This window comes from Sorangium sp. KYC3313 (assembly GCF_052075895.1).
GTDB classification, from domain to species: domain Bacteria; phylum Myxococcota_A; class Polyangia; order Polyangiales; family Polyangiaceae; genus Sorangium; species Sorangium cellulosum_B.
Genome location: NZ_CP197255.1, coordinates 10,362,747 through 10,388,841 on the forward strand (window position 1 = coordinate 10,362,747; position 26,095 = coordinate 10,388,841).

Sequence of the window (26,095 nt, forward strand, 5' to 3'; positions counted from 1 at the left end):
GGTGTTACCTCATCATCGGTCACCGAGGTCGGGGTGGTCGTGCCGGTGAGCCCCTGATAAACGGACGGGCACCGCCCGTGGTCTTCCCGTCACCCCGACCCCCTCCGGAGAAACGAGCATGAGTCGATTCGTGGGCTGCCGCAGCCTGACCGTTCGAGACCCGATGAACGACCTCTCGTTCCCGGTCCTCGTGATGTACCCGACGGACGTCCCTGCCGAGGTCGTCGCCATGGGGCCTTACGCGCTCGAGGTGGCCCGGAACGCGCCCGCGCACGGCGGCCCTTTCCCCTTCGTGGTCATCTCGCATGGCGGCGGCGGGACGCCCCTCGGGTATCGGACCCTCGCGTCCCACCTCGCGCAGAGCGGCTATGTCGTCGCGATGCCCGAGCACCCCGGGGACAACCGCAACGATCGGTCCCTGACCGAGGCGGTCGAGAACCTGGAGCGCCGGCCCCGGCACGCCCGGCTGGCGGTGGACGCCGTCTGCTCCGACGCCGAGCTCGGGCCTCGCCTGCTGGGCGACGACATCGCCGTCATCGGGCACTCGATGGGTGGCTACACCGCGCTCGCCCTCGCGGGCGGGCAGCCCTGGACGGGGCCGGGGCAGAGGGTCGCGGTCACGAAGGACCCGCGCGTCAAGGCGCTGGTCTTGATGGCCCCCGCGGCGTGCTGGTTCGTGCCCAACGACGCCTTGAAGGACGTCGAGGCGCCCGTCCTCCTGCTCGTGGCGGAGCACGACCGCATCGCGCCGCGATGGCAGGGGCAGCTCGTCCTCGACCTCGTCCCCGACCCGGCCCGGGTCACGTTCAAGGTCGTCGAGAACGCGAACCATTACTCGTTCCTGAGCCCGTTTCCTCCCCAGATGCGGCGCCCGGACTTCCCGCCCGCGATCGATCGCGCCGGGTTCGATCGCGAGGCGTTCCACCGTCGGCTCGAGCGCGACGTGCGCGAGTTCCTCGACGCGGCGCTGCGGCGGAGCCCTTCGTCGCCGCCACGTCGACAGCCCGTCCCGGAGGGAGCAGGCGACGCGCCGGCGGCCGTGGAACCACCTCACCCCGGATCGAGCCGGTAGACGCGCCCCGTGTTGAACATCACCACGTAGACCTCCCCGGCCGCGTCCTCGCCGAACGAGGACGGGAGTCCATTCGGGTTCAGCGCCGAGGTCAGCTCGACGGGATCGGTCGCGGCCTTGCCGTCCCACACGAAGGAGAAGAAGCGGCCCGTCACGTAATCGGCGTACAGGTAACGGCCGCGCAGGCACGGGATCTTCGCCCCGCGGTAGACATAGCCGCCGATGATGGAGCCCGCCTCGCTCCGCGGGTGCTCGACCGCGGGCGGGAGGCCGCGCGGCTTGCACGTCGCGCCGGGAGGGTAGCAATGGGCGCCCTCCATCGCTTCCCAGCCGTAATCGTTCCTGCCCTGGCCAGGGCGCTCCACCAGGATCTCTTCCCAGCTCTTCTGGCCGACATCGCCGATGTACATGTCCCCGGTGAGCCGGTCGAAGCTGAACCGCCACGGGTTCCGGAGCCCGTAGTCCCAGATCATCGGGTCACCGCTCGTCATGTTGCCCGCCGGCGCCTTGCCCGGCTGATCGACGTCGATGCGGAGGATCTTGCCGAGCTTCGAGGTGAGATCGGCCGCGGGGCTCGGCGATCGCGCGGAGTCGCCGATCGCGGCGTAGAGATGGCCGTCCTTGCCGAAGGCGAGCATCCCGCCGACGTGGTTCCAGGCGCCGTGCTTCACGTCGACCAGCGACCTGACCGGCTCGGGATGGGCGGAGTCGCCGCCCTGCGCCGCGCGCTTCCACTCCTCGATCACCACGTTGCCGCGCGGGGCCGACGAGTAGTGGAGCCAGAAGCGCCCGTTCTTCGCGTAGTCCGGGTGGAACGCGAGCCCGAGCAGGCCGCCCTCGGCGTTCGGCGCCGGAAAGAACACGCGCGATCGCACGTCGAGGAACGGCGCCTGCTGGACGGCGCCGCCCTTGATGAGCCGGACGACCCCCGTCTTTTCGAGCACGAGGAGGCGCGACGGATCGCCGGGCGGCCCGGCGACATACGTCGGCTGATCGAGCCCGCTCGCCACCAGGGTGAGCTTCAGCTGCGGGACGCCCCCGCACTTCGCCGGGCGGCCGAGCTCCGCGGCGCTCGCGGGCGCCCCCTGCGCCCCCTGCGCCGCGGGGGCGCCTTGCGCGGCCGGCGCCCCCTGCGCGGCCGGCGTGTCTTGCGCGGCGAGCGCCGCGCCAGGCGCCCCCGTGCCCCCCTGAGCCGCCTGGACCGGGCTCCCCGCCGCGGCCTGGCCGGGAGGGCCGCCCTCGCGAGGCTCCTCGGGCGGCCCCGCGACCTGCACGCGCCTGTCACAGGCGGCTACACTGCCAGCGAGCAGGAGGCACCAGGCGGTCCGATGGCACGCTCTCGTCACATAGGCAGCGCGCCCCACGACGCGCCGGTGGCTCGGTCTCTCGGGCAAGCGGACACCTCCCTCTTCACCTTCACCACGAGAGGACGCGCCTGGCAAGCCGCGGTCGCGTCGCTGCTGCTGGCCGGCTGCGGCGGCTGCGGCGCGCAGGAGGCGCCCCGGCCCGAACCTCTCCCCACCGCACCGGCCCAGACCGTCCCGGCGGCCGCGGCCACCACGCGCGCAGCCGGCGCAGGCGATCGCCCCGGCCAGGCCGCGGCCGAGACGCCCGGAGGCCTGCCGCGGTGCAAGGACGGCGACACCGATCCTCACGATCTCCGCTGCACCGGGCTCTACAGCGACCCCGGCGCGCGCACGATCGCGGCCGGTGTCCGCGAGTTCAGGCCGGCCTTCGAGCTCTGGAGCGACGGCGCCGAGAAGACGCGCTGGATCTACCTCCCTCTGGGCGCGACCATCGATGTCTCCCGGATGAACGACTGGATCTTTCCTGTCGGCACAAAGCTGTGGAAGGAGTTCCGTCTGCCCGTCGCCGGCGCGAGCCGCCGTATCGAGACGAGGTTCCTGTGGAAGACAGCGGAGGATCGCTGGACGCGCGCCACCTACGTCTGGTCGGAGGACGAAGCGAGCGCGACGCAGGTGAAGGCCGGTGTCCCCCACGTCCCCGGCGCCCCCGACTACGCGATCCCGGCGCAGGTCGACTGCATCCGTTGCCACGGTGGCAAGACCGACAACCCGCTTGGATTCGAGGCGATCCAGCTCGCCGCGCGGGGCGCCGGCGGCCTGACGTACGCCGAGCTCGTCGAGCGCGGCCTCCTGTCGACGACCTCCGGCGGCCCGCTCCCCGACGCGGCCGCGCTCGAGGTGCCCGGGACCGCGACGGAGCGGCGCGCCCTCGGCCTGCTGCACGTCAACTGCGGCGTCTCGTGCCACCACCGGCTCGGCGTCGCGACGCACTTCGAGATGCGCCTCGACATCGACGCGGCCGGCCGGGTGGGCGACGTGCGCGGCACGCGCGTCTACCAGACGGCGATCAACCAGCCCGCGAAGCTCCGCCCGCCCGGAGCGCCGCCGGGAGCCCGCTATGACCGGCTGAGGCCCCTCGATCCGGATCGCAGCGCCGTGCTCCGCGCCATGTCCCGGCGCGACGCGCCCGGCGCGCCGCCCGAGCAGATGCCGCCGCTCGCGACCCGGCGCGTCGACGAGGAGGCCGTCGCCGCGGTCCGCGCCTGGATCGAGGCGATGACCCCTGCCGCCGGCTACCCGCGCCCCTCGCCTTGATCGCTATCGCCCGCCGGGGTTGCCCGGCGCGTCGCGAACATGCCCTCTCGTGGCAGCACCGCATGCCGCCGTCCGAGGCGCCGAGGGGAAGGGAGCGCCGGAAACGCGCGAAGGGCGCCCGCGGGAAACGCCATCGCGCGCGCGCCGGCCCCGTGGTGATCGCGGCCCTCGAGCTTCATGCTCCCGGCGGGTCGCGGCGCCGCGCGGCCCCGACCGACCTCGCGCTCGCCGTGTCCACGGCGCCGGCGGATGCACGCCCTCACCCGACGAGCGCCCACGACCACGACCGGGGGGAACACGTCACGTGAAGCAGCCGAAAGAGATCAAGACCGCGGAGGGCAAGCTCGGGGTCCTGCTGCCGGGGCTGGGCGCCGTCTCCACGACGACCATCGCAGGGACCCTGCTCGCGCGGCGCGGGCTCGCGGCGCCCATCGGGTCGCTCACCCAGATGGGCACGATCCGGCTCGGCCAGCGCACCGACAAACGCGCGCCCAGGATCAAGGATTTCCTGCCGCTCGCGGCGCTCGATCAGCTGGTGTTCGGCGCGTGGGATATCTTCCCCGACAACGCCTACGAGTCGGCGCGGCACGCGGACGTGCTCGAGCAACGCCACCTCGACGCCGTCCGCGAGGAGCTCGAGCGGATCCGCCCGATGTCCGCGGTGTTCTACCCGCAGTACGTCCGGCGGCTGCACGGCAACCACGTGAAGAAGGGCGCGAGCAAGGCCGCGATGGTCGAGCAGGTCCGGGAGGACATCCGCGACTTCCTCCGCGAAAGCGGCGCTGCGCGCGCCGTCGCCGTCTGGTGCGGATCGACCGAGGTCTATACCGCGCCCGCGGAGGTCCACTCCTCCGTCGCGCGCTTCGAGGCGGGCCTCGCCGAGGACCACCCGGCGATCTCGAGCTCCCAGATCTACGCGTGGGCCTGCCTGAAGGAGCGCGTCCCGTTCGCGAACGGCGCCCCGAACCTGACGGTCGATTTCCCGGCCGCGTGGGAGCTCGCGAGCAAGCAGGAGGTCCCCATCGCCGGCAAGGACTTCAAGACCGGCCAGACCCTGATGAAGACGGTGATCGCCCCGGGGCTCAAGGCGAGGATGCTCGGCGTCGCAGGGTGGTTCTCGACGAACATCCTCGGCAACCGCGACGGCGAGGTGCTCGACGACCCGGACTCGTTCCGATCGAAGGAGGTCTCGAAGCTCGGGGTGCTCGAGCACATCCTCCAGCCGCACGTCTACGGCGAGCTCTATGGCAAGCTCTTCCACAAGGTGCGGATCGAGTACTACCCCCCTCGGGGCGACGCCAAGGAGGGGTGGGACAACATCGATCTCGTCGGCTGGCTCGGCTACCCGATGCAGGTGAAGATCAACTTCCTCTGCCGCGACTCGATCCTCGCCGCGCCGCTCGTGCTCGACCTGGCGCTCCTCCTGGATCTCGCGCAGCGCGCCGGGCTGCGCGGCACGCAGGAGTGGCTCAGCTTCTACTTCAAGAGCCCCATGACCGCGCCGGCGCTGTACCCGGAGCACGATCTCTTCATCCAGTCGATGAAGCTCAAGAACACGATGCGCTGGCTCATGGGGGAGGACCTCATCACCCACCTGGGCAACGAGTACTACGACTGAATCGCGACGAGCCCGCGCGACGCGAGCGGCTCGAGCTCGCCGGCGCTCGACGCGCGGTTCGCGTCGCGGTCGCTCCAGAGCACGAGCGGCGTGCTGGCGGCGCTGCCGCGAGTCGTGCCAGTCTGGTCCAACCCGCGTCCTGCCGGACGGCTGAGCCTTATCCGCGCGGCGGCGCGTAGAAATCCACGATCCGGATCGGCTCGGTCAGGCGCACGCGCACCCGCGATCGCTCCCCGCGGACGTCGCCGCCGATCTGGAAGCTCGTCACCGGGTCCATCTCGATCGTGACCTCGTCCACGAAGTAATCGAACACCGTCTCCAGGTCGTCGTACTCCCCGCTCCAGATGCGCGAGAAGTTCCGCATGAACGTGAACGGCGAGACCACCGACACGCGCAGCTGCATGCGGTCCTGGCGATCGTCCGCATAGGGGAACATCCGGAAGCCGAAGCCGTAATAGGGGATCGTCGACAGCGCCGCGATCTTCGCCGGCCCCTCGTAGATGACGCCGCCCTTCTTGATGGGCGCCCCCAGCATCGCCCCCTTCTCGCCGACGCGGATCGCGTCGTTGCCCTCGTTGATGATGCGGCAGTGCGGTGTTCGCCGCACGAGGTAGCTCGGGATCGTCCGCGTCGTCGCGGCGACGGCGTACGCCACCGGCCCCGGCGCGAGCCGCTTCAGCGGGCCCCGCGCGAGCGCCGACTTCACCGCGTTGTAGTCGCGGAGCATCACCGCATCGATCCCGAAGCCGCAGAACGGCGACAGGATGTCCTCGGCCTCCACCAGCCGCAGGTTCCGGCTCCCGGCCTCGGCGCGCAGCCGCTGGAGGTCGACCGCGAGCCCGGGCTTCGCGCCCGCGCCGGCGGACGCGCCGAGCACCCACGCCAGCGAGTTGCCCGTCCCCAGGCGCAGCAGCCCGAACCGCGGCAGCGGCAGCCCGCGCCGCTTCGCCTCGTTCACCACGGCCGTCACCACCACCGTGAACGTCCCGTCGCCGCCGCCCGTGAGGATCGTGCCGTAACCCCGGTCGACCAGGATCCGCGCGATGCCCTCGCTCTCCTCCACCCGCCGCGAGACGAACAGATCCCCCGTGTCAAGGATCTGATCGAGCGTCTCGATCACCTCCGCCGTCACGCTCTTGGCGTTGCCGTTCACCACCACGGCAATCCGGCCGCTCGCCGCGCCTCGCGGTATTTCGCTCGCACGACGCGGCGCATCAGCGACCGCGGCCTTGGGGACGTCATCGGCGGGGCCGCGACCGGCGGGCGGAGAGGTCATACACCGCGATCTACCACGACCCACCCCTGCGCTTGGTGCGCGGGATCGCGCGGGCTGGCTGGATGGCTGGCTGGATGGATGGATGACCAACCGCCCGGCCGGCGGCCGGCGCGCGACAGGCGCCGCGAGCGTGGCCTGCGCCGGACCGCAGCGCCGAGCCCGCCGAGGCCGGCGATTGTGGACCGATGTGGCCGACGCGACGCAGCGGCCCCGCCCGACGACCGGCTTCCGGGACGCCCGATAGCGTGCGATGCTCGCTGGTTTGGCTCCCGGACCGATCTTGGGTCATGCTGCCCTTCGGGAAAGCGAAAAGCCTCCCCGAAACTTAGTGGACGGGGTGGTCGATTTTTTGGTAAGGCGACGACCTGGTGAGCCAATCGGGCTTGACAGCCGTGCGGGTCTTTACCGCCGCGCGGGCGGCGCGCGCTTGAGGCGAAGGGCCGCGACGATCTCGTACCCAGCGGGGGACGCAGCGACATGCCGAAGATCACAAAGCAGGGCAGCTCCGAGAAGGCGACGGGTATGAAGAAGAAGGCCTCTTCGAGCAGCAAGGGGGGCGCAGAAGCTCAGCTTGCGAAGCCCGTGAATCCGGTAATCAAGGAAGATTCGAAATCAGCGTCGAGCGCGTCGAAGCGTAAGCTCGGCCTCCGTGGCGCTGCGCCCTGGGCTGCGCGGCACGCCGCGAAGCACGCCGCCGAGGCGCGGGCCCGGGCCGCGGAGCCGGCGCCCCCTGGCAGCGCCCGGGCGACCATCCGCGTGCCGAGCGGCGCCGAGGAGATCAAGGCGAAGATCGCCGAGCTCCACAACCAGACCCAGAAGATCCGCACGCTCCGCAAGCGGCTCGACAAGGGGTTCTTCGATATCGGGGTGGTGCTCGCCGAGATCCAGCAGCAGGAGCTGTATCAGGCGAAGGGCTACGGCTCGTTCGAGGCGTTCCTCGAGCGCGAGATCGACCTCGGCAAGCAGACGTCGTTGCGCCTCATCAAGGTCGCCCACGTCTTCCAGCGCGAGGTGGCCCTCGACTACGGCATGGACCGGCTGTTCGTGGCGCTCGCCGCCCTCGAGGGCGAGGTGCCCAAGCCCGCCCCCTCCGCGATCCCCTCCGCCCCCGGCTCCAAGCCCCCTCTCCCGCTGAAGCCCCCCATGCGCATCGTGGGCTGAGCAGCGCTCACCCGCTGCGGATACGGGCCCACCTCGACGTTTTCGGTGCTCGGCGGACGTGAGGCGGCGCGCGCTCCGGGCGGCGCGCGTCAGGCGCCTGCGCCGCGGGGTGGGGACGAGCCGATCGGGCGCTCGACGGGCTCGGGGACGAAGCGGGGGAAGCTCACCCGGACCGTCGTGCCGTCGGCGGCGTGCGCGTCGACATCCACGCGGCCCGCGTGCTGGTCGACGATCTTCCGGACGATCGCGAGCCCTAGGCCCGTGCCCGCCGCCTTCGTCGTGAAGAACGGATCGAAGATCTCGGCGAGGATCGTCGGCGCGATCCCTGGTCCCGTGTCCCCGATCGACAGCCACACCTCGTGCGCGTTCCCCGACGCGCACGCCCGCAAGACCCCGCCGTCGGGCATCACGTCGAGCGCGTTGACGACGAGGTTCAAGACCACCTGCTTGAGCTTCTCGACGTCGCCCAGCGCGAAGCAGTCGTCCGCCAGATCGCGGACGACCTCGACGTGGTGGCTCGCGAACGCCTCCTCCTCGAGGTCGAGCACGTCGCGCACGACGCGGGCCAGATCGACGGGCTCCCGGTGGGGCGCGCGCGGCCGGGCGAGCTCGAGGAACTCGCCGAGGAGCCTGCCCAGCCGGGCGATCTCCGCCTCGACGATGCCGACGCGCCGCTTCATGGGCTCGCGGATCGCCTCGTCGGAGAGGCGGTCGATGCCGCGGCTGAGCAGGTGGAGCTCCAGGACCGCGGCGTTCAGCGGGTTCCTGATCTCGTGGGCGAGCCCGAGGGCGAGCGGGGCCATGGCGTTCAGGGCCTCGGCGTCGGCGGCCCGCCGCTCGAGGGCGCGCCGCTCGGTCACGTCGATGCCGATGCCGTAGACGAGGTCGGTCCTGCCGCCGCGCCCGCCGCCGCGGACGCCGGAGAGGTGCCAGCGCACGCGGCGGATCGCGCCCACCGCGTCCCGAACGCCGACCTCGACCTCGGCGGCGGCGTCGCCCTCGACCACGCTCAGGAACGACTGGTTGAACCGGCGCTGATCGGGCTCGTCGACGAGCGCCTCGGAGAACGCCATGCCGAGCGCGCCGTCGCAGGACACGCCGGTCAGCGCGGACAGGCGCGGGTTGAAGAGCGCGACGCTGCCGCCGGCGTTCAGGCCGAGGATGAGCACGTCCGCCGCGTCGATGATCGCCCGGTACCGGCGCTCGAGCTCTTCCCGCTCCCGCTTCAGCGAGATCTTCTCGATCGCCTGGGCCACGGTGGAGATGAGCTCCTCCGGGCGGAACGACTTGAGGATGAAGGCGAAGGCGCCGGCGCGGAGCGCGGCCATGGCGGCGTCGACGGTCGCGAAGCCGGTCACGAGGACGATCTCGCCGTGGGGGGCGGCGGCGCGGAGCGGGGCGATGAGCTCGAGGCCGCTCGCGTCCGGGAGCTTGACGTCGACGACCGCGACGTCGAACCCGTCGCGCCGGGCGGCCGCGAGCCCCTGCTTGCCGTCGGGCGCGAGGGCGACCTCCACGTCGAGCTCGCGCGCGCCCTCGAGGACCTCGCGGAGGTTTGCGGCGAGGCTCGTGTTGTCGTCCACGATCAGGATTCGAGCGGGCACCTGGGGTCTCCTGGGCGAGCGGTCCGGCGGGCGGCCCGGGGCGCGGGGCGTCCTTCCGCTTTGGGGTGTTTCCTAAATTGTATGCTATGAGCCGCCGTCATGCGGTTCGTCGATCGGTGCCGTCTGAAGGTGATCGCCGGGGATGGCGGCAATGGTGCGATCGCATTCCGTCGTGAGAAGTACATCCCGTTCGGCGGCCCCGCGGGTGGAGACGGCGGCCGCGGCGGGGACGTCGTCTTCGTGGGCGACGGGGGCCTGTCCACGCTACTCGACTTCACCTACGCGCGCACGCTCGAGGCCGACCGGGGCGAGCACGGGATGGGGAGCGACTGCCACGGGCGCGCCGGCGCCGACCGGGTCGAGAAGCTCCCCGTGGGGACGCAGATCTTCGACGCGGAGAGCGACGAGCTGATCGCCGACGTGACCGAGCACGGCCAGCGGGTCATCGTCGCCCGCGGCGGCAAGGGGGGCCGCGGCAACCTGCACTTCAAGTCGCCGCACGACAGGGCTCCGCGGCGCGCGGAGCCGGGCGAGCCGGGCGAGGCCCGCGAGCTCCGCCTCGAGCTGAAGGTGCTCGCCGACATCGGCCTGCTCGGCTTCCCGAACGCCGGCAAGAGCACCTTCGTCGCGGCCGTCTCGGCGGCCCGGCCCAAGATCGGCGACTACCCGTTCACGACGCTCACCCCGATCCTGGGCATGGTCGAGATCGGCGGCGGCGTCCGGGCGGGCGGGTCGAGCTTCGTCATCGCGGACATCCCGGGGCTGGTCCCTGGCGCGAGCGAGGGGGTCGGGCTCGGCATCCAGTTCCTGAAGCACGTGGAGCGGACGCGGGCGCTCCTCCACCTCGTGACGCTCGACCCGGGCGAGGGCCGCGAGCCGCTCGCCGACTACCGGGCGCTCCGCAAGGAGCTCAAGAAGTTCAGCCCGGAGATCGCGGTGCGCCCGGAGATCGTCGCCTTGACGAAGGCCGATCTGACCGAGGTGCGCGAGGCCTACCCGAAGCTCAAGGCGCGGTTCGCGAAGGCGAAGGTGAAGCTCCACCTCATCAGCGCCGCGACGGGCGAGGGAGTGCCGGAGCTCGTCCGCGAGCTCGCGGCGCTCGCGCGCAAGCGGGAAGAGCCGGCAGAGCAGGACGGCTGAGCGCCTCCGCCCGGACGGCGGGCGCGGCGCGCACCGACGGCGCGGCGTGAGCGCCGCCGCCGTCGGCGCATCGTGACACGGCGGAGCCCGCTGGCGCGCTGGCTCGAACGGACACTGGCTCGCGGAACGCGAAACAACGCTGATGGCGGCGCAGAGCCGGCGCCTCGCGCCCCCTCGTCATCACATCACCCGTCATCCGGCGCACTGGAAAAAGGGGGGCTGCCGCCTTCGTGCGCACAGACACGAAGTGTTCTCACGTGGGGTGGTCCTCCACATCCGTCGTTATTTGGTTCGAGCTGGCGCGCGCGCCACCTGGACAGGAGAGCAAAACTCGAGTCCAATTTACGATCCGGACTCGCGTGTCCTGTCGGAAGGAGAAGCCTTATGCGCTGGTCGACCCCCAACAAACCCTCTTCTCTCGCGTGGCGTGTGGCCCTCCTCGTGGCGCTCGGCGCGGTCGGGACGGCGCGCGCGGATGTGGCGCAGCCGAACGGCACCGTCGTCCCGGTGGTCACGAGCCGATTGAGCGATCTGCTGAACGGCTCGGAGAAGAACGACATGCTCGACGAGATGATCGACGTCGTGGCCGACGCCGCGGTGGAGCCCCAGGTGTTCTCGCCGCTCTGCGAGTTCAGCGGCAAGTACATCGAGAAGGGGGGCGGCGCCAACTTCGCGGTCGGCTGGTACAACGTCGACGATGGCCGCGACAGCGGCGACCCGCCGCTGTACGTCCCCGTCGACACCGGAGCCAACCTCAGCACCCCGGCGCCGGAGAGCGATATCCAGATCCTCTTTCCGTTCTCGGGCTCCCTGCCGTCCGCCGAGAAGCGCGAGCTGACGGCCGTCTCGATCCGGGAGAACCCCGCCTACGCGGGAGGCCTCATCGGCTTCGTGCTGATCCCCAACCCGAACGGCACCGGCAATGGAAACGCCACGCAATACCATTACACCGAGCACCGCTTCAACGTGGAGTGTACGGCGTGCGAGAGCCCGGGGCCCTGGTACTCCGATCTCATCTACAGGTCGAACCAGCTCGCCAACACGTTCTACCTGGGGTTCGAGGATCTAGATTTCCGGAACGCCGCCGGCAGCGCGGGCGTCAACGGCAATGATCTCGATTACGAGGACTTCCTGTTCCGCTTCTCCGGCATCACGTGCCCCGCGGCCGGCCAGCCGTGCGAGATCGAGGAGAACGTGGGCGCGTGCCGCGCGGGCATCTCCGACTGCGACGGGCAGGGACAGGCGATCTGCACGCCGATCGTCGAGCCTGGCAGCCAGGCCGAGCAGTGCGACGGCATCGACAACGACTGCGACGACATCGTCGACGAGGAGGCGCCCTGTCCGGAGGACCAGGTGTGCAGCCGCGGCCGCTGCGTGAACCGCTGCGGCTCGGCCGAGTTCCCGTGCGATCCTGGGCTCGTGTGCGTGGAGGGCCTGTGCGTCGAGCAGGCGTGCGTCGACGCGAAGTGCGATGTCGGCCAGGTGTGCCATGACGGCGTGTGCCGCGCCCCGTGCGACGGCGTGGTGTGCCCGCACGGCCAGACCTGTCGCGGCGACCGCTGCCTGGATCCGTGCGACGGCGTGACGTGCGGCGCGGGCGAGGTGTGCGAGAGCGGCGTGTGCGTGGTCCAGTGCAACTGCCGGGGCTGTCCGTCGGCGGACCGCTGCGCGGCGGACACCGGGCGGTGCGTCGAGGCCGCGTGCGCCGACGTGTCGTGCGGCGCGGGCACCACTTGCCGTGGCGGGGCGTGCGTCGACCTCTGCGATGGCGTCGTGTGCCCCGCGGGCGAGCGGTGCGTGGCCGGCATGTGCGCCGAGGAGCCGCCGGCTCCTGCCAGCACGACGGCGGCGGGTCCGACGCTCGACGCGGCCGCCTCGGTCGGCGCGGGCGACGCCGCGTCGGGCGCGGGCGGGGCCGGATCGGGCTCGGGTGGGGCTCCCTCCACCGGCGCGGGCGGGGACGCGAGCGGGAGCGGGGAGTCGGCGGGCTGCAGCTGCAGCCTCGGCGGCGACGCGCCGTCCGCCGGCGGCGTCGCCGCGTTGCTCCTCGCCGTGAGCCTCGGGCTCCGCCGCAGGAGGGGCGGAGACCCGGAGCGCTCGGCTCCTGGCCTCCGTATCCGTCGTTCAGGGTGATCCGGACGCCGGCCCGAAGAACTCGACATCATCGATCTCGATGGTGCCCGAGTCGACCTTGTCCTTGCCGAGGAAGCCGCTCGCGCGGACGCCGTTCATCTCCGCGCTGAAGGAGAGGCCGACGATCGACCGGAGCACGTCGTTCACGTCGTCGCCCGGGTCGCGCCCCTGATCGATGGCCCAGCCCGGGAGCGCCATGTCGGCGAACCTGAGCTCGATCAGCGTCGGCTCCGCGGTGAGCCGCACGTCCCATCCGTGGCGAACGCCCGTGAGCCCTTCGCTCTGCGCCGGGCTCTCGACGTCGAAGCGCATCCCGCGCGCCGCCTCCGCCCGCGCCCAGAAGCGGACCCCCTCGAGCGCCGTCGCGTCGAGCATGCCCTCGGCGAGAGGCACCCCGAAATACACGTACTGCCCCCAGGGAGACGCCTCGTCGCGGAAGTCGAAGCGGAGGAGCATGCTCTGCGCGCCGTTCAGCGGATCTTCCTGCGAAAGGCCCTGCACGGCGCTCGACGCGTTGTTGGTGGACAGCACCGTACCGACGTACAGCCCGAGGGTGTCCGCGGCCTCGAAGTCGTTGATCCCCGTCGCGGTGAACGAGAAGGGCGCGAGGGGCGTGCCGCTGGCGAAGCGGCCCAGGCGCTCTCGCAGGATCGGCAGCTCGTTCCTGAGGCGCTCCACCGCGGGCTCCCACCCGGCGAGCCCGGGCCCGAGCGGGTCCTCCTCGACGGCGGCGCGGATCAGCGCCGCGTACTTGTCGACCTGCTCCTCGAGCCGCCCCTCGCTGAACGGGCCCTCATGGAGCGCCTGCAGCGCGGCCTTGTAGCCCGCTGCGTCCTGGTTCAAGGCGCCGAACAGCGCATCGCAGCCCGGCGGGCGCACGTGCTCGGAGCCCATGAACACCGGGACCACGGCGCTGCAGTCCGCCGGCGTCTCCGTCCATCGCGGCACGTGGCCGAAGTAGGTGCTGGGGCCGAGGGTCTGATCGAGATCCCACGGGATGAGGTGGAACTTGCCCGAGGACGGCTCGTCGTAGACGTAGAAGTTGTGGTTGAACGCGGCGCCCGCCTCGTTGGCATAGTAGGTCGTGACGCCGTCCCAGTTCACGATCGCCTCGTCGACGGCCATGTAGCGCTGCAGCTGCTCGACGTCCGCCCACTCCGACAGCGCGGTGAGCCGCGCCGCGCCCTCGGAGGACGCGAGGGCGGTCGAGAACGCGATGAACCGCTCGTGCGTGGCCACGTCTTCGTTCGTCTCGATCCGCTCCGCGTAGTAACCGGCGTCGTCCGAGACCGGCCACGCTTCCTTGTAGAGATCGCCGTCCGGAGCCTCGGAGAAGTGGTGTTCCAGGAAGCGGCCGTCCACGTCCTCGACCATCGAGAAGAGCCCCTGCGACTCGCCGTTCACGCGCAGCGTCGCCCACGCGCTCCGCGGGGCGGCGACGCCCATCTCCCGGAACAGGCCATAGGCGATCCGCTCGTGGAGCCTCGTCGGGTCCCAGATCATGGAGTGGAAGTTCAGGCGCTTCTGCGCGTAGAAGCGCTGTCCGTCGACGACCTCGTCGAACTTCACCTTCATGCTGAGCTTCGGACAGGTGAGGTTCCCCTCCCCGTCGAAGCACATGTCGAGGGTGCCGTACCCGCCCTTGAACCGCAGGCCGACCACGCCCAGGCTCTTGCCCTTGTAGCAGGCCTCGGCCTCCACATACCGCTCGTCGCGGGCGTTCTCCTTGAGCTCCGCCCAGCGCTCTTCCGGAAGGTAGAAGTCGAAGCGCGGGACCTCCTCCGCCGCGTACAGCTCGTCCGCGTCGCGGTTGGCCAGCGCGGGGTCGGACGGCTCGCACCGCGGCGTCGGGGGCTGCCCGCCGCTCCCGCCGTCGCTCGCGCCGCCCTCTCCGCCGGCGCCTCCGGCGCCTCCGGCGCCTCCGCCCCCGGCGCCTCCGGCGCCTCCGCCCCCGGCGCCTCCGCCTCCGGCGCCTCCGGCGCCAGCCCCGCCCGAGCCGCCTGGCCCGACGCCGCTGCTCGCGCCTTCGTCATCGCCGCAGCCCGCGCCCACCGCGGCAGCCGCAAATGCAAGCACCATCCAATACCCAAGCTTCATCCAGCGATCCTCCAAGAGCCCCGACCCTAGTCGCGGCCATCGCGTCCGTCGATGCCTGAATTTCACGGCTGGCATGGACGCCTCGCTGGACATCGTGCGGCGCCGCGTGACCTCGCGACCCCGCTCATGACCCGGCACGATGGACCCGGCACGAGGCGCGTGGTGATGGTAGTTTTCCAGGCGTGAGCCAGCGCCCGTATCCCGAGCCCCAGGCAGCCCGCCTCCTGTCCGTCGCGGAGTGGGCAGCGCTGCCGGAAGACGAGGCCGGTGAGCTCATCGATGGCCGCCTGGTCGAGGAAGAGATGCCCGATTGCGTCCACGAGCTGGCCGTCGCCTGGCTCATCCACACCCTGCGGGCCTGGCTCATCCCGCGCGGCGGCTTCGTCTTCGGCTCCGAGGTGAAGTACGCGCTCAAGCCACGGCGCGGGCGCAAATCCGACGTGTCGGCGTTCCTCCCGACCTCGCGGAGGCCCCCGGCCCGTGGCGCCGTCGGCATCCCGCCGGACATCATGGTCGAGATCGTCTCCCCCTCGCCGCGGGACAGCCGGCGCGATCGCGTCGAGAAGCTCGAGGAGTACGCCGCGTTCGGGGTGCGCTGGTACTGGTTGCTCGATCCGCAGCTCCGCACCCTTGAGATCCACGAGCTCGCGCGCGGCGGGCTCTACCAGCACCGCCTCACCGCGCCCGGAGGGGTGCTCCGGGAGGTTCCGGGCTGCGGGGGGCTGACGCTCGATCTGGACGCGCTCTTCCGCGAGCTCGACCGGCTCGACGCGACGGAGCCGCAGGAGCCGCCGCAAGGCAGCGCAGACGGCGAGGCGTGACAGCGCGGGCGGCGAGCGGCGCGGCCGCGCGGCGGTTCACCCGCGATGCCAGCGCGGCTCACCCGCGGCCCCGCGGGGCGCGCTCGCTCGGGGCGGGGGCCGGCGCCTCGGCCTCGACGGCCAGGCACGCCTCGAACCCCTCGACGTAGCTCGGGTAGAGCAGCGCCATGCCGAGGGCGCGCTTGACCTTCGCGTTGTCCACGGCGCGATCGTGGCGGAGCGTCTCGTGCAGGTCCTCCCGCGGCGCCCCGGCCGGCAGCGCGAGGCCGAGCCGCGCGCAGAGCCAGCGGACGACCTCGATCTGCGGCACGGGCGCGTCGTCCGCGACCAGGAAGATCTCGCCGGGGGCGGCGCGCTCCAGCGCCGCGAGCGCGAGGCGCGCGAGGTCCTCGACGTGGATGCGCGAGACGACGTTCCTGCCCTGCCGATCGCCCTCGCCGGTCATGCGGAAGTCGCCGCGCAAGAGCCGCTGGTGCAGGCCGCGGCCCGGGCCGTAGATGCCCGCGGCGCGCAGCACCACGGCGCCGCGCGCGCGGTACACGTCCTCGGCCGCGAGGCGCGCCGCCGCGCGGGGGCCGTCGGCCGACGTGGGCGTCGCCTCGTCGATGCGCCCCGTCGCGTCGCCGTACACGGCGGTCGACGAGACATACGCGATCGCGCGCGCGCGGCGGAGCGAAGGCGCGATCGCGGCGTCGGTCGCGCCGTCGGGCGGGAAGGCGACGAGCACGTCCGCGCCGTCCGTGACGAGCCGGTCGACGGCCTCGGCGGTGAGCGCCGGGAGGACGCTCACCTCGATGCCCGCCCGCGCGAGCTCCGCGGCGCGCTCGGACGAGCGCGTCGTCGCGACGACACGGCCGCCGGACGCCCTCCGCAGGCCGGCGACCACCGCGCCGGTGAAGCCGCAGCCGAGGACGATGAGCGGGGGGGAGGTGTTGAGCATGGGTTCCGGGCGACGCTTCTACCAGCAAGAGCGAGAGGACGCCTCTGCGGCGCGAGAGCGCTGCCGGCCGGGCCCGAGGTGCACGGACGGGGGCGCGAGGTCGTCGTCGTCTTCGTGCTGGTGGGTCGCCGGGTCTGCGCACCGCCGCCTAGGATGGTAGGGCTGGCGGCCACGCTGCGATCGCCGGCGTGGCGGGGGAGCGGCGCACCGAAGGCAGGAAGGACAGGGAGATGGGGAAAAGGGAGAGAGCGAAGCAGCTGCTGCTCGTGGTCGCGACGGCGGGGCTCACCGCGTGTGAGGACGACGGCGCTACCAACCCTCCGTCTCCGCCGCTCGTGTGCGACGAGGTCGCTGACGGCTCGGCGCTGTGGGCCAGAGGGACGCTCACCAAGGATCCTCAGGAGCCCAGCGCTCTCCTGTGGATCGAGCTGAACCACGAAGGCGCATGGGTCGACCCCCCGGTCGTGACGGCCCTTTCGGGGATGACCATCACCGCCATCGACAGCTCCTTCGGTTCGAGGAACATCCATGCCGTCATGGACGACGGCGCCACGACCGCCCGCTTCCAGGTGCGCGGCAAGCTCACCGACCCCGAGACGACGTGCGACGTGGACCGCACATTCACCGTGACGATCGACGAAGAGAGCAAGGTCGAGATCACGAGGCACGACGCGCTCCCGTTCCTGCCGCACAGGCGCGCCTCGCTCGATCCGCGCAGGCACGCCTCGCTCGACGTGGTGCGGTGCGACGGCGGCGACGTCGGGCGGCGCGCGCCGGGCGACGATGACCACGAGCGCGTCCCACAGACGAACGCCGCTGGCACCACCGAGGCGACAGCCGGCGTGGCGCGCGGCGACGCTGGCCGGAGGGGCCGGGCAACGATCAGGCGAAGAGGCTGAGCAAACGCGGCGAGCACGTCGCCGCACTGGCATCTTACAGGCTATCGCCAAACAGCCTGACATGGCTACACGACACAGACGGATTCCGGCTGCCGATGGAAGCAGAGTGGGAATAGTTCGGCTTCCGTTGCGCCGATCCTGCCCGCCGAAAAGGCTGCTCTCCGCCTCCGCCGCCCTCACCCCGCCGGCTTGCGCGTATACCGGTGCTTCACTCCGAGCGGGAAGTACTCCGGATCTCCCGCCGCCCGCAGCGTCACCCGCGGCGCCCGCTTCCCCGCCGGCACGTAGCTCCTGAACTCGCTGTTCAGCCGGACGAGGTGCTCCTCGATCGACCGCGCCGCCGCCTCGCGCCGCGCCTCGCTCTCCCCCTCCCCCGGCGCGAGCTCCACCACCACCGAGAGGACCACATCCCTGTCCGCGCCCTCGCGGACCTCCAGCACGAACTTCCCCGTCACCCACTCCTTCACGCCGGGCTGCTCGATGCCCACGACCACGTTCTCGGGATAGATGTTCGCCCCGAAGTACGACACCGTGAAATCCGAGCGCCCGAACACATGGACGAACGGGAGCTCCCGGGCCCCGCGCTCCCCGTCGAGCTCCCGCCGCGGGTCGAAGCCGAAGCCGGCCAGGGCCGCCATCATGTCCGCGTGTGAAGTGACGCCCCCGCTGTCGAGGATCGCATAACGGACGAGCGGGACGCCGTTGTCGCCCGAGAAGAGGAGCATCCCGTCGCGCTGCTCGAAGTACCTGTCGGCCGGGTCGTACTGCACGAGCGTCGGGAGCCGGTCCTGCGCGAACAGGGCGCGCGCGGCGTCCGGCCTCCCCGCGAGGAAACGGCGGATCGCGACGCTGAGCGGCGTCTCGTTGCCCAGCACGCCCGCGTCCGCCGTCCCGTACAGCGAAGCCGAGTCGTAGCAGGGCGACGTCGACCCGACGCGCTCGCCGACCAGGGACCGCCACTCCTCGCTGAACACCTCCCCGGCCATCACGAGCTTGATCCGGAAAGGTGCCCAGTCGACGCCCCGGGCCCGCCCCGTGTCGATGACGTCCTTCAGGAACGGCGGATAGCCGAGCAGGACGACCTGCTCGAACGCCGGCCCCAGATCCTGCACGACGCGGAAGATCTCGTCCTTGTTGTTGCCCGGCGTGACGACCGTGATCGGATATCCCTTCGCCGCGAGGTGACGGCAGCACGCGGCGGTGTACATCCCGCCGACCCACGAGCCGAGCGCGAAGCACACGACCGCGAGCGTGCGGCGCGTGTCGGCCCGGAAGCCGTCGTGGAACACCTGCTCGAAGCGCCGGGCGATCGGGAGCTCGTCCGTGACGGAGCGGGGCCAGAACGTCGGCTTTCCGGTCGAGCCCGAGGAGACGGCGATCATGTCGCACGGCTCGACCCGCCCCCCGCGGCAGAGATCCGCGATGGGGTGCCGGAGCACGTAGTTCTGCTTCGTGATCACCGGCAGCGCCGCGAAATCCGCGGGCGTCCGGATCGCCGCCGGGTCCACGCCGTGCTCCGCGAGGAAGCGGCGGTAAGCAGGGACAGCGGCGGCGACCTCGTGGAACAGCGCGAGCGCGCGGTCGGCCGGATCGGCCTCACGGTGCCGCGACAGCGCCGCGTCGAGCGGCGTGCTCAGGAAGGCGTCGATGGCCGCCAGGACCCGCTTGGGTTGCACATCCTGCATCGCGAGATCTCCCTCCGTCCGATGATTCGCAGCAAGCGGACGCCGGTTCAACGAAAGCGCTCGCCTGCCCTCCTCCCCCTCGCCTCGCGGGCGAAAGCGCCCGCGCAGCGTCAGCGCCCTCCACCCCCCGCCGCGCCAGCGAGCTCCGACGCGAGCGCTATCTCCTCGGCGCGCTTCTCGTAGCCGTCCGGCGGCTCGGGACGCGGGTTCGCGAGCAGCGACGTGATCACCGTCTCCAGCCAGCGCCGGAGCGGCGTGTGCTGGAAACCGAGCTCCGCCCTCGCCTTCGCTGGATCCAGCAGCGACATCCAGCGGTCGCTGAACGGCGACATCGCGACCGGATCGATGCCGCGGGCCCTGATCGCCGCCGACGGGATCGGCGCGAGCCGCGCCGTCGCGCCGAGCAGCGAGGCGATGAGCTCGAGCAGCTCGGCGAGCGTCGGCGTCTCGTCCATGCAGAGGTTGTACGCCTCGCCGAACGTCGACGGCACGAGGAGCAGCTTCACGATCGCCCTGACGATGTCGCCGCTGTAGACGTGCCGCACCGGGTGTCCGCCGCCGTCCGGGACGAGCAGCGGACCGCCGTCGAGCATGCGGACGATGTACCGATCGAGGCGGCGGTAGGGATCGCGCTCCCCGTTCACCATCGGGATGCGCAGGACGGTCGCGGGGAAGCGGTCCCTCTGCCAGGCGGCGGCGAGCTCCTCCTCGCAGCCGCGCTTGTTCATGCCGTAAGACCACGCCTCGCGGTCCTCTTCGCCCGCGGGCTCCGGGAGCAGCGGGCCGTCGTAGTCGCGCTCGCGCGACGGCCGCGGGCACGCCTCCCGGACGAGGTACACCGAGCCGGTGCTGATCGCCACGTAGTGGCCGATGCGCCCGCCGCCGAGCGCCTGGGCCGCCGCGCGGCCGTCCGCGGCCGTGTACGCGGTGAAGTCCACCGCGGCGTCGAACTCGCGACCTCCGAGCGCCTGCGCGAGATCGCCGGCCGCGCGATCGCAGCGGACCCGCGCGACGCGATCGCCGAACGCGTCGGGCGTCGCGCCGCGGTTCAGGAGCGTGACCTGGTGGCCCGCCGCGAGCAGGCGATAGACCAGGAAATGACCCATGAATCGAGTGCCGCCGAGCACGAGGACGCGCATGCGCGGCAACCTATCACCGCCGCGCGCAATGACGATGACGAGGACGCCATCACGCGCGGGAAGACGCGCGGGAAGACGCGCGGGAAGGCGCGCGGCCAAGGAAGCCGCCGCCGGGCGGCCTCGCGCGCGGCGCGGACCGGGACCAGGTCGAGCCCCGGTCGTGCTAGATAGCGGGCCGTGCCGTTCTCCCACATCCTCGGCCAGGACACCGCGGTCGGCACGCTCGTGCGCGCGCTCGAGGCGGGCCGCGTGCACCACGCCTACCGCTTCGAGGGCCCGCCGGGCGTCGGCAAGGAGCTCGCGGCCGTCGCCCTCTCCCAGGCGCTCGTCTGCACCGGGGGCGACCCGCTCGGCTGCGGGCGCTGCGACGCGTGCCGGCGCGCGGCCGCGCGCTCCGACGGCCGCCCCGCGGCGCCGCTCCACCCCGACGTGCAGATCGTCGCGAAGAACTTCTACCCCGCCGCCGTCATCGGCCGGAGCCGCGACGAGCTGACCGAGATCTCGGTCGATCAGGTCCGCGCCATCGTGCTCGCCCGCGCCGCCTACCCGCCCCACGAGGGGCGCGCTCGGGTGTTCATCGTCCGCGACGCCGAGGACCTCAGCGTCGGCGCCGCGAACGCGTTCCTCAAGACGCTCGAGGAGCCGCGGCCCGGCACCCACTTCATCCTCTTGACCTCGCGCGGCGACCGGCTGCTCAACACGATCCGCTCGCGCACCCTGCCCGTGCGCTTCGCCCCGCTCTCCGAGGCCCTCATCCGCCGCATCCTCCGTGATCGCGGCGTGCCCGAGGGGCGGCACGACCTCGCCGTCGAGCTCGCCGCCGGCAGCGCGTCCACGGCGCTCGATCTCGCGGACGAGGAGCAGACCGCCTCGCGCGACGCCTTTGTAAAGGGTGTCCTCGATGCAGCGGCCGCCCGGGACCTCGGGCCCGCCGTCGCGTTCGCCGAGTCGGTGGATCGCGACAAGGGCGCCCTCAAGGACGACCTCCGCGCGCTGAGCGCCGCGCTCGCCCGCGAGGCCCGCGCCGCGGTCGCATCCGATCCGCGCCACGCAGGCCTGTCGGCCCGGCGTTACGCGGCGGTCTCCCGCGCCGTGGCGCAGCTCGAGCGCAACGCCTCGCCGAGCCTCGCGATGGCGTCGCTGATCGCGGAGCTGCGCAGCGTCGTCGGCTGACAGGCGCCGCGCGCCCACGTGGCCGCGCGGGCCGGCGTCAGCCCTCGCCGCCTCCCCCCAGCCGCTCGTATCCGCCGTCCTCGATGCGCCGCCCGGCCCACGCGTGGATCCGCCCCTCGCTGGCGAGCACCACGGCCGCGTCGCGCCCGGCGCCGTCGTAGAGGGCGATGATCCCTGCGTCGCCCACGGGGGGCGCGCCCTGCCCGCACCGCTCGAGCGCCGCCGGCAGGCGCGCCCGACGCCGCATGGTCGCGCCCGCGATCTCGAGCGTCGCCGGCGGCTCGTCCGGCGAGTCGGCCGCCGCAGGCGCGAGCCACAGGATCTCGCGCCGCGGCGCGGGGAAGGCCACGACCGCCCCGTGCACGCCGCCCTCGGGCGCGAGGAACACCGCGGCGACGATCTCGCCCCGCTCGCGCGCGACGATCGCGCCCGAGAGCCAGCGCTCCTCGCTCCCGGCGAGGACCACGTCGCCGAGCGCGAGCGGCAGCTCGTGCCAGGGCGCGTCTTCCGGCGGCGCCGGCGCGTCTCGCGCGCGCTCGCCGCCGTTCCCTCCCGGCGCCTCCCGCTCGCGGCGCGACGCCATGTAGCCCACGGTCGCGGCCACCGCCGCGGCGGCCGCCGCGAGCAGCGTGAGGCTCATCGCGCGCCCCTGTCCACCGGCGCCGCGCGCGCGTCCGCCAGCGCGAGCGCCTGCTGGAGCGCCCGCGCCCGCGCGCTCACCTCCTCGAGGGCGCGCGGCGCGGGCGTGCCCTGATCCGGCAGCAGCGCGGCGATGATCGCGGCGGCGGAGCAGCGCGCGCCCACCTCGGCCGCCCTCTCCAGCGAGATGCCGCCGATCGCCACGACCGGGAGCCCGGGACGCACCCGCTCGACCAGGGCGCGCAGCGACGCGAGCCCCTCGAGGCCGACCACGGCGTCGGGGCGCTCCTTGCTCGAGGTCGCGAAGATCGGCCCGATGGCGATGTAATCGAGGCGCTCGAGGGAATCGCCGGAATCACCGGCATCGCGGAGCTCGCTCGGCGCCCGCAGCGCGGCCTCGATCTGCGCGGACGTGTGGGTCGAAAGCCCGACGCGCAGCGGGACGGAAGCGCGCTGCGCCAGCCTGCGAACCGCGGCCACCGGGAGATCGTCCTGGCCGACGTGCACGCCGTCGCAGCGGGCGAGGATCGCGAGATCCGCCCTGTCGTTCGCGAACAGCGGCACCCCCGCGCGCGCGGCCAGGGGCTGGATCGCGCGGAGGAGCGAGAGCGCCTGGGCCGCCCCGCCCCGCTTGTCGCGCAGCTGGATGGCCGCGGGGCGCGCGTCGAGGACGGCCTCGGCGAACGCCGCGGGATCGAGCCCGCGGCGCGCGAGCGAGTCGGTGTCGACGATGGCGTACAGGCCGCGCATGACCACGCTTCGAGCGGTAGGAGAGCGCCCGGGCGCTCCGGAGGAGGCCAGGCTCGCTGGCTACGCTAAGGTTGACGCCCCCGGAAAGAAAGCGGAAGCGTTCGCTCCCGAACGGATCCTCCATGCGCACACGTCTCGTCCGGATCGCCTGTCTGTTCACCTCGATCGCTCCTGCTGCAGCGGCGGTGATGGGGCTCGCGTCGAGCCCTGCGCTCGCGGAGGAGAAGTCGAGACCCGCGCAGCAGACCCAAGGGCCGGGCTCCGCAGTGCCCGCGCAGAGGCCGAAGGCTGCCGCCGCCCCGCCGCCCGGCGGGAGCAAGGTCGCCGCGCCCAAGGCGAGCGTCGGCGCGCCCAAGGCGAGCGCGAAGAAGAAGGCGCCCGAGTCCCCGCCGCTGCCGCCTCCGCCGGCGCGCCTGTGGCTCATCGCGCCGTCGCCTCACGGGCCCTGGACGTTGCGGATCGACAACGAAGGGGAGCGGCCGATGCGCATCCCGGCGGACGTGCGGCTGCTGCGCCTGGAGGTCGACACGCTGAACAAGCGCGCGAAGAAGACGGTCCGCTGCGCCGCGCCCGCGGGGCTCAAGCCGAGCGGCTTCCCGGAGCGGCGCGCGCTGCTGCTGGCGCCCGGTCAGTCGTACATGGAGCATTTCGACCCGCGCCTGCTCTGCTTCGGCAAGGACGAGGCGGCGCTCGCCGGCGGCTCGGTGGTGAGGGCCTGGTACGGCTGGGGTCCGCCGCCCAAGTGGTCGAAGAAGCCGCCGGCGGCGCCGTTCGCCGCGGAGTCGACGGACTATCCGCCGGCGTTCGCCCCTGCGCCCGGCCTCGCGGCGCCCACCGTCGTGCTGAGCTACGCGCTGCCCCCCGAGGAAGCCACGGAGAGGGGACACCACGCGGGCGACGCCGAGCCGCCCTCTCCGGCAGCCCAGACAGCTCAACACCAGGACGACAAGGCGGCTCAGCCCGCGGACGACAAGGCGGCTCAGCCCGCGGACGACAAGGCGGCTCAGCCCGCGGACGACAAGGCGGCTCAACCTACGGACGACAAGGCGGCCCAGACGTCCGCGGACAGGCCAGCTGGCGAGTCCCCGGAAAAGCGCGTTCCGTCGGACAAGGGCCACAGCGCCGGTCCGCGGAGCAAGCCGGTCGTGGACGCCAACGCGCCTCGCCTGGAGCTCACGAGCGAACCCTGGTCCGACGCGGCGAGCCCTCGCTCAATCGTCGTCCGGGTGAGCGCCAAGAACGCTGGCAGGCGCCCCATGACCGTCGCCATCCGGTCTCGGATGCTCGAGTTCCACGTCGCCGGCCCGAACGGCGAGACGAGTTGCACGGCGGCCCCGCCGACGGGGGCGATCCCGCGCGATCTCTTCAGGACGCTGAAGCCCGGCGCATCGGTCGACGTCTCGCTCCTCCTCCGGGAGGTCTGCCCCGCCGACACGTTCAACCGCGAGGGCCTCTACGAGGTCACGGCCACGCTGCACGCGAACGAGCCGGGCACCACGTTCGGCCTGGATGCGTATACCGCCGTCGTCCCCGCCAAGAACACGACGCTCCTTCGCGTGAAGAGCGCACCAGAGCCGTTCTACGCGGCCGCGCCGCGAGCCGTGCCGACGCCCAAGCCCGAGGCCAGCCAGGCGTCGGAGCACGAGGCTCACGACGAGTAGATTGAAGGAAGCGGACCGCGCGCCAGTGCGGCAGGGACGCTTGGTGCACCCCGTCCCCGGCGCGACTTACACCGGCAGGATCCCCCGCTTCTTCTCCGGCCGCTCCACCCGCTTCTTCCGCGCGAGCTCCAGCCCCCACGCGATCGCCCTCCGCGTGTCCCGCGGATCGATCACGTCGTCGATGAGGCCCCAGCCGGCGACCTTCATCACGTCGATGTTCTTCTGGATCGCGTCGACCATCCCCTGCTTCACCTCCGGCGGCGGCGGCGCGTCGCCGAACATCTTCCTCGCCGCGATCCCGAGCATCCCCTCCGGCCCCATCACGCTGATCTCCGCGGTCGGCCAGCCGACGATGAGGTCCGGCTCGTACGCGCGCCCGCACATCACGTAGTAGCCCGCGCCGTACGCCTTGCGCACGACCACCGTGATCTTCGGCACCGTGGCCGCCGCCATGACGTGCAGCATCTTCGCCCCGTGGCGGATGATCCCCTCGTGCTCGACCTTCGAGCCGATCATGAAGCCGGGCACGTCCTGCAGGAACACGAGCGGGATGTTGAACGCGTCGCAGATCTGCATGAAGCGCGCGGCCTTGTCCGACGCGTCCACGTCGAGGATGCCGCCCATCTGGGTCGGCTGGTTGGCCACGACGCCGACCGGCTGGCCGCCGATGCGCGCGAGGCAGGTGATGATCGACCGCGCCCACCGCGGCTTCAGGTCGAACCGCTCGCCGTGATCGACGATGGCGTCGATCAGCTTCAGCATGTCGTAGGCGCGCCGCGGGCTCTCCGGCAGGAGGTCGAGCAGCGACTCCTCCCGCCGGTCGATCGGATCCGTGACCGGCAGGCGCGGCGGCTCCTCGTCGCAGCTCGAAGGGAAGAACGAGAGATACCGCTTCACCGCGGCGACACACTCGGCGTCGCTCGGGTACTCCGCGTCCCCGACGCCGCTCTTCGTCGCGTGCACCTTGCTGCCGCCGAGCTCCTGCTCGGAGATGTCCTCGCCCGTCATCGCGCGCACGAGCGCCGGACCGCCGAGCGCCATCGAGCCGACGTCCTTGACCATCGGCACGAAGTCCGCGAGCCCCGGGATGTACGCGGTGCCCGCGGCGCCGGGCCCCACCATGGCGGCGACCTGCGGCACGACGCCGCTCATGTGCACCTGCTCGCGGAACAGGTGCCCAGAGCCGGCGAACAGCGAGATGCTGTCCGGGTGCATCGAGCCGGGATCGATGCGCGCCCCGCCCGAGTCGATGAACCACACGATCGGCCAGCGGCCGCGGAGCGCCATCTGCCGCAGGCGGGTCACCTTCTCCTCGCCCGTCTGCCCGATGCTGCCGCCCTTCACGGTGAAGTCGTACGCCGCCGCGCAGACCATCCGCCCGTCGACCTTGCCGAACCCGCAGACCACCGCGTCCGCCGGCGGCCGGTCGCTCCCGTCCGGCCCGGCCGCGAGCCCCATCTGCGTGCCGTGCATCCCCACCTCGAAGTGCACGCCGTCGTCGAAGAACGCCGCGAGCCGCTCCCGCGCCGTCATCTTCCCGCGCGCGTGCTGCCTCGCCACGCGCTCCTCGCCGCCCATCCGCCGCACCTGCTCCCGGCGGGCCTCGAGGTCCTTCACGAGCTCTCGCATGTTCACGGGCCACCTCTCCCTGCGCGCCCCGGCGCGC

General features: G+C 72.4%; 21 protein-coding genes. 10 read left to right on the plus strand and 11 right to left on the minus strand.

The genetic code is table 11. From position 1 onward, the window contains the following. Positions 1-118 precede the first annotated feature (118 nt). A complete protein-coding gene (locus ACSRUE_RS39310) occupies positions 119-1,072 on the plus strand; it encodes an alpha/beta hydrolase family protein (protein WP_441288046.1) in 954 nt (317 codons plus the stop codon). Here the strand turns inward: ACSRUE_RS39310 and ACSRUE_RS39315 are convergent. Next, positions 1,051-2,346: a PQQ-dependent sugar dehydrogenase gene (locus ACSRUE_RS39315; protein WP_441288047.1), complete on the minus strand. Its 1,296-nt coding sequence runs from the start codon at positions 2,344-2,346 to the stop codon at positions 1,051-1,053. The two genes, ACSRUE_RS39310 and ACSRUE_RS39315, sit on opposite strands and share 22 nt — an antisense overlap. Positions 2,347-2,445: 99 nt before the next feature. Between ACSRUE_RS39315 and ACSRUE_RS39320 the strand changes: the two genes are divergently transcribed. Continuing rightward, positions 2,446-3,693, plus strand: a complete 1,248-nt coding sequence (locus ACSRUE_RS39320) for a hypothetical protein (RefSeq protein ID WP_441288048.1) — start codon at positions 2,446-2,448, stop codon at positions 3,691-3,693. Between the two features lie 304 nt (positions 3,694-3,997). Then, positions 3,998-5,311, plus strand: a complete 1,314-nt coding sequence (locus tag ACSRUE_RS39325) for an inositol-3-phosphate synthase (protein ID WP_441288049.1) — start codon at positions 3,998-4,000, stop codon at positions 5,309-5,311. On the opposite strand, the gene ACSRUE_RS39330 is transcribed toward ACSRUE_RS39325, so the two are convergent. Further along, positions 5,302-5,442, minus strand: coding sequence for a hypothetical protein (locus ACSRUE_RS39330; RefSeq protein ID WP_437769315.1), 141 nt, complete (start codon positions 5,440-5,442; stop codon positions 5,302-5,304). The two genes, ACSRUE_RS39325 and ACSRUE_RS39330, sit on opposite strands and share 10 nt — an antisense overlap. Before the next feature lie 26 nt (positions 5,443-5,468). Beyond that, positions 5,469-6,467, minus strand: a complete 999-nt coding sequence (locus ACSRUE_RS39335; protein ID WP_437769316.1) for a diacylglycerol/lipid kinase family protein — start codon at positions 6,465-6,467, stop codon at positions 5,469-5,471. Positions 6,468-7,064: 597 nt separating this feature from the next. Here ACSRUE_RS39335 and ACSRUE_RS39340 point away from each other — a divergent pair. Beyond that, entirely contained in the window at positions 7,065-7,748 is a 684-nt protein-coding gene (locus ACSRUE_RS39340) for a hypothetical protein (protein ID WP_012234436.1), read from the plus strand. An 89-nt stretch (positions 7,749-7,837) separates the two neighbouring features. Here ACSRUE_RS39340 and ACSRUE_RS39345 read toward each other — a convergent pair whose 3' ends face one another. Further along, complete coding sequence (locus ACSRUE_RS39345) at positions 7,838-9,352, minus strand: ATP-binding protein (RefSeq protein ID WP_441288050.1); 1,515 nt, start codon at positions 9,350-9,352, stop codon at positions 7,838-7,840. Between the two features lie 99 nt (positions 9,353-9,451). On the opposite strand from ACSRUE_RS39345, the gene obgE reads away from it, so the two are divergent. Both obgE and ACSRUE_RS39355 read left to right on the plus strand, forming a co-directional pair. Continuing rightward, a complete protein-coding gene (gene obgE / locus ACSRUE_RS39350) occupies positions 9,452-10,492 on the plus strand; it encodes a GTPase ObgE (protein ID WP_441288051.1) in 1,041 nt (346 codons plus the stop codon). Positions 10,493-10,876: 384 nt separating this feature from the next. Continuing rightward, complete coding sequence (locus ACSRUE_RS39355; RefSeq protein ID WP_441288052.1) at positions 10,877-12,625, plus strand: hypothetical protein; 1,749 nt, start codon at positions 10,877-10,879, stop codon at positions 12,623-12,625. Here ACSRUE_RS39355 and ACSRUE_RS39360 read toward each other — a convergent pair. Beyond that, positions 12,617-14,722, minus strand: coding sequence for a CotH kinase family protein (locus tag ACSRUE_RS39360; protein WP_441288053.1), 2,106 nt, complete (start codon positions 14,720-14,722; stop codon positions 12,617-12,619). The two genes, ACSRUE_RS39355 and ACSRUE_RS39360, sit on opposite strands and share 9 nt — an antisense overlap. A 182-nt stretch (positions 14,723-14,904) precedes the next feature. Between ACSRUE_RS39360 and ACSRUE_RS39365 the strand changes: the two genes are divergently transcribed. Further along, positions 14,905-15,543, plus strand: coding sequence for a Uma2 family endonuclease (locus ACSRUE_RS39365; RefSeq protein WP_437769321.1), 639 nt, complete (start codon positions 14,905-14,907; stop codon positions 15,541-15,543). Positions 15,544-15,601: 58 nt separating this feature from the next. Here the strand turns inward: ACSRUE_RS39365 and ACSRUE_RS39370 are convergent, their stop codons facing one another. Further along, positions 15,602-16,483 carry an NAD-dependent epimerase/dehydratase family protein gene (locus ACSRUE_RS39370; protein WP_437769322.1) on the minus strand — a complete coding sequence of 294 codons (882 nt, stop codon included), beginning with the start codon at positions 16,481-16,483 and terminating at the stop codon, positions 15,602-15,604. A 230-nt stretch (positions 16,484-16,713) separates the two neighbouring features. On the opposite strand from ACSRUE_RS39370, the gene ACSRUE_RS39375 reads away from it, so the two are divergent. Then, a complete protein-coding gene (locus ACSRUE_RS39375) occupies positions 16,714-17,382 on the plus strand; it encodes a hypothetical protein (RefSeq protein ID WP_441288054.1) in 669 nt (222 codons plus the stop codon). A gap of 176 nt (positions 17,383-17,558) precedes the next feature. On the opposite strand, the gene ACSRUE_RS39380 is transcribed toward ACSRUE_RS39375, so the two are convergent. Together ACSRUE_RS39380 and ACSRUE_RS39385 are read right to left on the minus strand one after the other, a co-directional pair. After that, complete coding sequence (locus ACSRUE_RS39380; RefSeq protein WP_441288055.1) at positions 17,559-19,067, minus strand: phenylacetate--CoA ligase family protein; 1,509 nt, start codon at positions 19,065-19,067, stop codon at positions 17,559-17,561. A gap of 110 nt (positions 19,068-19,177) precedes the next feature. Beyond that, positions 19,178-20,206: an NAD-dependent epimerase/dehydratase family protein gene (locus tag ACSRUE_RS39385; protein WP_441288056.1), complete on the minus strand. Its 1,029-nt coding sequence runs from the start codon at positions 20,204-20,206 to the stop codon at positions 19,178-19,180. 177 nt (positions 20,207-20,383) lie between these two features. On the opposite strand from ACSRUE_RS39385, the gene ACSRUE_RS39390 reads away from it, so the two are divergent. Continuing rightward, entirely contained in the window at positions 20,384-21,379 is a 996-nt protein-coding gene (locus tag ACSRUE_RS39390) for a DNA polymerase III subunit (protein WP_441288057.1), read from the plus strand. Between the two features lie 37 nt (positions 21,380-21,416). Here the strand turns inward: ACSRUE_RS39390 and ACSRUE_RS39395 are convergent, their stop codons facing one another. Both ACSRUE_RS39395 and ACSRUE_RS39400 read right to left on the minus strand, forming a co-directional pair. Continuing rightward, positions 21,417-22,019, minus strand: coding sequence for a hypothetical protein (locus ACSRUE_RS39395; protein WP_441288058.1), 603 nt, complete (start codon positions 22,017-22,019; stop codon positions 21,417-21,419). Beyond that, positions 22,016-22,768 (minus strand): thiamine phosphate synthase, encoded by a 753-nt coding sequence (locus tag ACSRUE_RS39400; RefSeq protein ID WP_441288059.1) that lies wholly within the window; start codon positions 22,766-22,768, stop codon positions 22,016-22,018. The genes ACSRUE_RS39395 and ACSRUE_RS39400 overlap by 4 nt, the downstream gene beginning before the upstream one ends. 122 nt (positions 22,769-22,890) lie before the next feature. Here ACSRUE_RS39400 and ACSRUE_RS39405 point away from each other — a divergent pair, with 122 nt between their 5' ends. After that, positions 22,891-24,429 (plus strand): hypothetical protein, encoded by a 1,539-nt coding sequence (locus ACSRUE_RS39405; RefSeq protein WP_441288060.1) that lies wholly within the window; start codon positions 22,891-22,893, stop codon positions 24,427-24,429. 66 nt (positions 24,430-24,495) lie between these two features. Here the strand turns inward: ACSRUE_RS39405 and ACSRUE_RS39410 are convergent, their stop codons facing one another. Continuing rightward, positions 24,496-26,058 (minus strand): acyl-CoA carboxylase subunit beta, encoded by a 1,563-nt coding sequence (locus tag ACSRUE_RS39410; RefSeq protein WP_441293180.1) that lies wholly within the window; start codon positions 26,056-26,058, stop codon positions 24,496-24,498. Positions 26,059-26,095: the final 37 nt, after the last annotated feature.